The organism is Bacillus sp. SIMBA_008 (genome assembly GCF_046535495.1).
Lineage (GTDB): Bacteria > Bacillota > Bacilli > Bacillales > Bacillaceae > Bacillus > Bacillus subtilis.
Genome location: NZ_JAWRWL010001321.1, coordinates 1 through 234, shown reverse-complemented (window position 1 = coordinate 234; position 234 = coordinate 1). Strand labels below are relative to the sequence as shown.

Below are 234 nucleotides of genomic sequence, written 5' to 3'. Positions count from 1 at the left end.
CCGTCAAGCTCGGCTTATTCCAAAGCAAAAGCACTCTGACATGCCGTGAAATCGGCGACGGCAATTTAAATTACGTCTTTCATGTTTACGATAAAGAAAACCAAAAAGGACTGATTATCAAACAGGCGATTCCTTACGCGAAAGTCGTCGGTGAAAGCTGGCCGCTTACAATTGATCGGGCGAGAATCGAAAGCAGCGCCCTCATCCGCCAGGGCGAACACGTGCCGCATCTCG

1 pseudogene is annotated in these 234 nt (G+C 49.6%); it reads left to right on the top strand.

Features of this window, described 5'->3' with window-relative positions:
* Positions 1–234, top strand: a pseudogene (mtnK, locus tag SB658_RS27725) (S-methyl-5-thioribose kinase); the annotation flags it as partial.